The 6728-nt window shown below is 68.6% G+C and carries 6 protein-coding genes and 1 pseudogene; all 7 read right to left on the reverse strand.

All coding sequences use genetic code 11. From position 1 onward, the window contains the following. Window positions 1-135 precede the first annotated feature (135 nt). A complete protein-coding gene (gene pssA, locus AB0946_RS30185; RefSeq protein ID WP_171159550.1) occupies window positions 136-954 on the reverse strand; it encodes a CDP-diacylglycerol--serine O-phosphatidyltransferase in 819 nt (272 codons plus the stop codon). Between the two features lie 22 nt (window positions 955-976). Continuing rightward, a complete protein-coding gene (locus tag AB0946_RS30190; protein ID WP_171151175.1) occupies window positions 977-1633 on the reverse strand; it encodes a phosphatidylserine decarboxylase in 657 nt (218 codons plus the stop codon). A 170-nt stretch (window positions 1634-1803) separates the two neighbouring features. Then, window positions 1804-3009 carry an acyl-CoA dehydrogenase family protein gene (locus tag AB0946_RS30195; protein ID WP_366763827.1) on the reverse strand — a complete coding sequence of 402 codons (1206 nt, stop codon included), beginning with the start codon at window positions 3007-3009 and terminating at the stop codon, window positions 1804-1806. Between the two features lie 2 nt (window positions 3010-3011). Next, window positions 3012-3524, reverse strand: coding sequence for a MaoC family dehydratase (locus AB0946_RS30200; RefSeq protein ID WP_366763828.1), 513 nt, complete (start codon window positions 3522-3524; stop codon window positions 3012-3014). A gap of 5 nt (window positions 3525-3529) precedes the next feature. Further along, entirely contained in the window at window positions 3530-4495 is a 966-nt protein-coding gene (locus AB0946_RS30205; protein WP_014675984.1) for a CoA ester lyase, read from the reverse strand. After that, the gene (locus AB0946_RS30210; protein ID WP_366763829.1) at window positions 4492-6543 is read right to left on the reverse strand and encodes a protein meaA; all 2052 of its coding nucleotides are present in this window, start codon (window positions 6541-6543) and stop codon (window positions 4492-4494) included. Before AB0946_RS30210 ends, AB0946_RS30205 begins: the two co-directional genes overlap by 4 nt. A gap of 17 nt (window positions 6544-6560) precedes the next feature. Beyond that, window positions 6561-6728, reverse strand: a pseudogene (locus AB0946_RS30215) (crotonyl-CoA carboxylase/reductase); the annotation flags it as partial.

Raw genomic sequence — 6728 nt, forward strand, 5'->3', positions numbered from 1 at the left:
CCCTCGGAGCTCCGGTCCGCCCACCGTTCGGCTCGGTGGGCCGAGCGGGGGCGCAGCCCCCAGGGTGCGCGAGCACGAGCGAGGGGCCCCTGCCCACCCGGGTAGGGGCCCCTCGTCGTACACCTGCCCGTGCCGCTACGGCAACTGCGCCGCCCGGGCCTCGCGACGGTTGTCGCGGAAGTTGTTCACCCGCCGCGCGGTGGCGAACAGCGGAATCACCGCGCCCATCACCAGCTGCAGCGCGCAGCCCGTCTGGAGGAGCAGCTGTCCGCTGGGCGCGTCGAAGGCCCACGCCGCCAGCAGCCCCATCGACAGCACGATCCAGGAGAGCATCGCGCCCGCGAGACGCCCCCGCGGCTTCGGGTACTCCACCCGGCTCACCATCAGCCACGCGGTCCCGAGGATCGCCAGCAGCGTCGCGACGAACGGCAGCTCCAGCAGCACGATCGAGACGACCGTCAGCGCGCCGAACGGCGAGGGCATGCCCTGGAACATGCCGTCCTTCATGGTCACGCAGCTGAAGCGGGCCAGTCTCAGCACCACGGCGAGCAGCACCACGATCGCGCCCACCGCCGCCACCCGCTGGTGCGCGTCGTCCGCGACCATGCCGTAGACGAGGACGAAGTACGCGGGGGCCAGTCCGAAGCTGATCAGGTCGGACAGGTTGTCCAGCTCCGCGCCCATCGGGGACGAGCGCAGCTTGCGGGCCACCAGCCCGTCGAACAGGTCGAAGACCGCCGCGCAGAGCATCAGGATGACCGCCGTGGCCGCGCTGTGGCGGGCCATGCCGGACTCCTGGCTGCCGGTGAGGTGCGGGATCAGGATGCCGGTGGTGGTGAAGTACACCGCCATGAAGCCGCACGTGGCGTTGCCCAGCGTCAGGGTGTCCGCTATCGACAGGCGGAGGGAAAGAGGCATCTCCTCCTCGTCGTCCACCCCGTCCGCCTCGGGCACCCAGCCCGCCTGGGTCTCCGGATCAATCACGGTCAATGCGAGTCACCCCAGCCACGGTCTTCTGGCCGACCTCGACCGCGACCTCCACGCCCTCGGGCAGGTAGAGGTCGACACGCGAGCCGAAGCGGATCAGACCGATACGGTCGCCCTGCTCGACCTTCGTGCCCTGGGGGAGGTAGGGCACGATGCGACGGGCCACCGCGCCGGCGATCTGGATCATCTCGATGTCGCCGAGTTCGGTGTCGAAATGCCAGACTACGCGCTCGTTGTTCTCGCTCTCCTTGTTGAAAGCCGGAACAAAGCCGCCGGGGATGTGCTCGACGGACGTCACGGTGCCCGCGAGGGGCGCGCGGTTGACGTGCACGTTGAGCGGGCTCATGAAGATGGCGACGCGGGTACGCCCGTCCTTCCACGGCATGATGCTCTGCACCACACCGTCGGCGGGCGAGATGACCCGGCCCGGGGCGATCTCGCGCTCGGGGTCGCGGAAGAACCACAGCATGCCCGCCGCGAGCGCGGTGGCGGGCACGGCGACGGCCTTGGCGACGCCCGAGCGGCGAGCGCGGGCCAGGCTGAGGGCTGCGGTGGCGACGGTCGGGAGAAGCCACGGCGATGCTCCGCGCGCGAGGCGTACGCCGGCTCGGCTGTCGCGAGGTGCAGAGGTTTGGCTGTGGGGCATGGATGACCTTCGTAGCGGATGATGCCGCGCTCTGACGGGGGACGGCGGCTTTCCCGGGATCGTACCGGTCGCGGGCCACAACTGGGCAAGCCAGGAAGCCGAGTCGGCGGCCGAAGAGTGTCTACGGGGTGTGATCTTCTTCTCGAAGAAAACACCCCGTACCCGGACAATCAGCCCTGGAACCGATACTCTTCGAGCAGCCTGCGCCCGATGATCATTTTCTGGATCTCGGCGGTACCTTCACCGATGAGCAGCATCGGCGCCTCGCGGTAGAGGCGCTCGATCTCGTACTCCTTGGAGAAGCCGTAGCCGCCGTGGATCCGGAAGGCGTCCTCCACGACCTCCTTGCAGTACTCGGAGGCGAGGTACTTCGCCATCCCCGCTTCGAGGTCGTTTCGTTCCCCGGAATCCTTTTTGCGTGCCGCGTTGACCATCATCGCATGCGCGGCCTCGACCTTGGTCGCCATTTCCGCAAGCTTGAACTGGATGGCCTGGTGCTGGGCGATCGGCTTGCCGAACGTGTGCCGCTGCTGGGCGTACCGGACCCCCAGTTCGAAGGCGCGCTGAGCGACGCCGCAGCCACGCGCCGCCACATTGACGCGGCCCACCTCGACGCCGTCCATCATTTGGTAAAAACCTCGGCCGGTGACCCCGCCGAGCACCCGATCGGCCGGAACGCGCAGTCCGTCCATGATCAGCTCGGTGGTGTCGACGCCCTTGTAGCCCATCTTGTCGATCTTGCCGGGGATGGTGAGGCCCGGGCGGACCTCGCCGAAGCCCGGCTCCTTCTCGACCAGGAAGGTCGTCATCGACTTGTGCGGCGCCGTGCCCTCGGGGTGTCCTTCGTCACTGCGGACCAGCACGGCCACGAGCGAGGAGGTGCCGCCGTTCGTCAGCCACATCTTCTGGCCGTTCAGGACGTACTCGTCGCCGTCCCTGACCGCCTTCGACGTGATCGCCGACACGTCCGAGCCCAGCCCGGGCTCCGACATCGAGAAGGCGCCCCGGACGTCGCCGGCCGCCATCCTCGGCAGGAAGTGGTCCTTCTGCTCCTGCGTGCCGTGCTGCTTGAGCATGTACGCGACGATGAAGTGGGTGTTGATGATGCCGGACACCGACATCCAGCCGCGGGCGATCTCCTCCACGCACAGCGCGTAGGTGAGCAGCGACTCGCCCAGGCCGCCGTACTCCTCGGGGATCATCAGACCGAAGAGGCCGAGCTCCTTCAGGCCGTCCACGATCTGCTGCGGGTACTCGTCGCGGTGCTCCAGCTCGGTCGCGACCGGGATGATCTCTTTGTCGACAAAGTCCCGGACGGTGGAGAGGATCTCCTGCTGGACGTCGGTCAGACCGGCGGTCTGGGCGAGACGGGCCATGGCTACTTCTCCTGCTCCTTGAGCTCGGGGCGGCCCGGCTGCTCGCCGCCGCGCTCCTTGATGTACGTCTCGGTGGGCACCATCACCTTGCGGCGGAAGACGCACACCAGGGTGCCGTCCTGCTTGTAGCCCTTGGTCTCGACGTAGACGATCCCGCGGTCGTCCTTCGACTTCGACGGCCACTTGTCCAGCACGGTCGTCTCGCCGTAGACCGTGTCGCCGTGGAAGGTCGGCGCCACGTGCCTGAGCGACTCGATCTCCAGGTTGGCGATCGCCTTGCCGGAGACGTCCGGGACGGACATGCCGAGCAGCAGGGAGTAGATGTAGTTCCCGACCACCACGTTCTTGCCGAAGTCGGTCGTCTTCTCGGCGTAGTTGGTGTCCATGTGGAGCGGGTGGTGGTTCATGGTGAGGAGACAGAACAGGTGGTCGTCGTACTCCGTGACCGTCTTGCCCGGCCAGTGCTTGTACGTCGCCCCGACCTCGAACTCCTCGTACGTGCGTCCGAACTGCATCGCCGTCACGCCTCCGGGATCTCGAACGTGCTGGTGCGCCGCATGCCGGCGGCGCGGCCCTTGCCGGCGATGACCAGGGCCATCTTGCGGCTGGCCTCGTCGATCATCTCGTCGCCGAGCATCGCGGAGCCCTTCTTGCCGCCCGCCTCGGACGTGTAGTAGTCGTACGCGTCCAGGATCAGCTCGGCGTGGTCGTAGTCCTCCTGCGACGGCGAGAAGACCTCGTTGGCGGCGTCGACCTGTCCCGGGTGCAGCACCCACTTGCCGTCGAAGCCCAGCGCGGCGGCGCGGCCGGCGACCTCGCGGAAGCCGTCGACGTTGCGGATCTGCAGGTAGGGGCCGTCGATCGCCTGGAGGTCGTTGGCGCGGGCGGCCATCAGGATCTTCATCAGGATGTAGTGGTAGGCGTCCGCCGGGTAGCCGGGCGGCTGCTCGCCCACGACCAGGGACTTCATGTTGATGGAGGCCATGAAGTCGGCCGGGCCGAAGATGATCGTCTCGACGCGCGGGGAGGCCTGCGCGATCTCGTTGACGTTGTTCAGGCCCTGCGCGTTCTCGATCTGGGCCTCGATGCCGATCCGGCCGACCTCGAAGCCCATCGTCTTCTCGATCTGCGTCAGCAGCAGGTCCAGGGCGACGACCTGTTGGGCGTTCTGCACCTTCGGCAGCATGATGCAGTCCAGGTTCGGACCCGCGCCCTCCACCACCGTGACGACGTCCCGGTACGTCCATTCGGTCGTCCAGTCGTTCACCCGGACCACACGCGTCTTGCCCGTCCAGTCGCCCTCGTTGAGGAACTTGACGATGGTGTGCCGCGCCTCGGGCTTGGCGAGCGGCGCGCACGCGTCCTCCAGGTCCAGGAAGACCTGGTCCGCGGGGAGGCCCTGCGCCTTCTCCAGGAAGCGCGGGTTGCTGCCCGGTACGGCCAGGCAGGAACGCCGCGGGCGAAGGCGGTTGACGGGGGTGGTCATGCGGGGACCTCCAGGGGGTCGAGCTTGTTCGCTGTGCGGATCTCGTCGACGATGCGGCCGATGATCCCGGTGATGTCGAAGTCCTTCGGGGTGAAGACGGCGGCCACGCCGGCTTCCCTCAGCTGCTCGGCGTCACCGTTGGGGATGATGCCACCGGCGATCACCGGTATATCTGTGGCACCGGCCACACGCAGCCGCTGGAGCACATCGGGGACCAGCCGGGCGTGTGAACCCGACAGGATCGACAGGCCCACGGCGTGCACGTCCTCGGCCAGGGCCGCGTCCACTATCTGCTCGGGCGTCAGCCGGATGCCCTGGTACACCACCTCGAAGCCGGCGTCCCGCGCGCGGACGGCGATCTGCTCGGCGCCGTTGGAGTGCCCGTCCAGACCCGGCTTGCCGACCAGGAAGCGCAAGCGGGCGACGCCCAGCTCACGGGCGGTGGCGTCCACCCTGGCGCGGACCTCGGCGAGCGCCGAGCCCGCCTCGACGGCGACGGCCACCGGCGCGGAGGAGACCCCGGTGGGCGCCCGGTACTCGCCGAACACCTCGCGCAGGGCGCCCGCCCACTCGCCGGTGGTGACCCCGGCGCGGGCGCACTCCAGGGTCGCCTCCATCAGGTTGTCGGTGCCCTTGGCGGCCTCCTTCAGCCGCTCCAGCGCCTTGCAGGGACGCGGGTGGTTGAAGGGCGGCTGGTAGCGGGTGTCCCGCCAGTGCCGGAGGGACTCGACGACGCGGGCCTCGACCGCCGGGTCGACCGTCATGATGGCCGTGTCCAGGTCGGCGGTGAGCGGGTTGGGCTCGGTGCCCTCGAAGATGTTGACGCCGACGATCTTCTCCTCGCCGGACTCGATCCGCGCCCGGCGCTCGGCGTGCGAGGCCACCAGCTGCGACTTGAGGTAGCCGGACTCCACGGCGGCCAGCGCGCCGCCCATCTCCTGGATGCGGCCGATCTCCGCCAGGGTGTCCTCGACCAGCTGGTCCACCTTGGCCTCGACCACCTTCGAGCCCTCGAAGATGTCGTCGTACTCCAGCAGGTCGCTCTCGTAGGCGAGGACCTGCTGGATGCGCAGGCTCCACTGCTGGTCCCAGGGCCGGGGCAGGCCCAGCGCCTCGTTCCAGGCGGGAAGCTGCACGGCACGCGCGCGTGCGTCCTTGGAGAGCGTCACCGCCAGCATCTCCAGCACGATCCGCTGGACGTTGTTCTCGGGCTGCGCCTCCGTCAGGCCGAGCGAGTTGACCTGGACGCCGTACCGGAACCGGCGCTGCCTGGGGTCCTCGATGCCGTACCGCTCACGGGTGACCTTGTCCCAGATGCGGCCGAAGGCGCGCATCTTGCACATCTCCTCGATGAAGCGGACGCCCGCGTTCACGAAGAAGGAGATACGGGCGACGACGTCCCCCATGCGCTCCGGCGGCACCTGGCCGGAGTCGCGCACGGCGTCGAGGACGGCGATGGCGGTGGACATCGCGTACGCGATCTCCTGCACCGGCGTGGCCCCGGCCTCCTGCAGGTGGTAGCTGCAGATGTTGATCGGGTTCCACTTCGGGATGTGGGAGACCGTGTACGCGATCATGTCCGTCGTCAGCCGGAGCGAGGGTCCCGGCGGGAAGACGTGGGTGCCCCGGGACAGGTACTCCTTGACGATGTCGTTCTGGGTCGTGCCCTGGAGCTTGGTGATGTCCGCGCCCTGCTCCTCCGCGACGACCTGGTAGAGCGCCAGCAGCCACATGGCGGTGGCGTTGATGGTCATCGAGGTGTTCATCTGCTCCAGGGGGATGTCCTGGAACAGCCGGCGCATGTCACCGAGGTGCGCGACGGGCACGCCCACCCGGCCGACCTCGCCGCGCGCGAGGATGTGGTCGGGGTCGTAGCCGGTCTGCGTCGGCAGGTCGAACGCCACCGACAGACCGGTCTGGCCCTTCGCCAGGTTGCGCCGGTACAGCTCGTTGGACGCCTCCGCCGTGGAGTGACCGGCGTACGTCCGCATCAGCCACGGCCGGTCCTTTTCCTTCCGCGCGGCAGGCGCTGTCTGACGCTCTGTCATCTGTGACCTCCCGGCTCTCAGACGTTCCGGAAGCGGTGGATGGCGTCGATGTGCTTGGCGCGCATCTCCTCGTCGCGCACGCCCAGGCCTTCCTCGGGGGCGAGGCAGAGCACGCCGACCTTGCCCTGGTGCAGGTTGCGGTGCACGTCGTAGGCCGCCTGGCCGGTCTCCTCCAGGGAGTACGT

Source organism: Streptomyces sp. NPDC046870 (assembly GCF_040704595.1).
In the GTDB taxonomy this organism is placed as follows: Bacteria; Actinomycetota; Actinomycetes; order Streptomycetales; family Streptomycetaceae; genus Streptomyces; species Streptomyces argyrophylli.

Bases quoted from the DNA above. Each gene is read 5' to 3' on its own strand.
- AB0946_RS30195 (WP_366763827.1), bottom strand. From the start codon at position 3,009: ATGGCCCGTCTCGCCCAGACCGCCGGTCTGACCGACGTCCAGCAGGAG.
- AB0946_RS30210 (WP_366763829.1), bottom strand. From the start codon at position 6,543: ATGACAGAGCGTCAGACAGCGCCTGCCGCGCGGAAGGAAAAGGACCGG.
- AB0946_RS30190 (WP_171151175.1), bottom strand. From the start codon at position 1,633: ATGCCCCACAGCCAAACCTCTGCACCTCGCGACAGCCGAGCCGGCGTA.
- AB0946_RS30200 (WP_366763828.1), bottom strand. From the start codon at position 3,524: ATGCAGTTCGGACGCACGTACGAGGAGTTCGAGGTCGGGGCGACGTAC.
- AB0946_RS30205 (WP_014675984.1), bottom strand. From the start codon at position 4,495: ATGACCACCCCCGTCAACCGCCTTCGCCCGCGGCGTTCCTGCCTGGCC.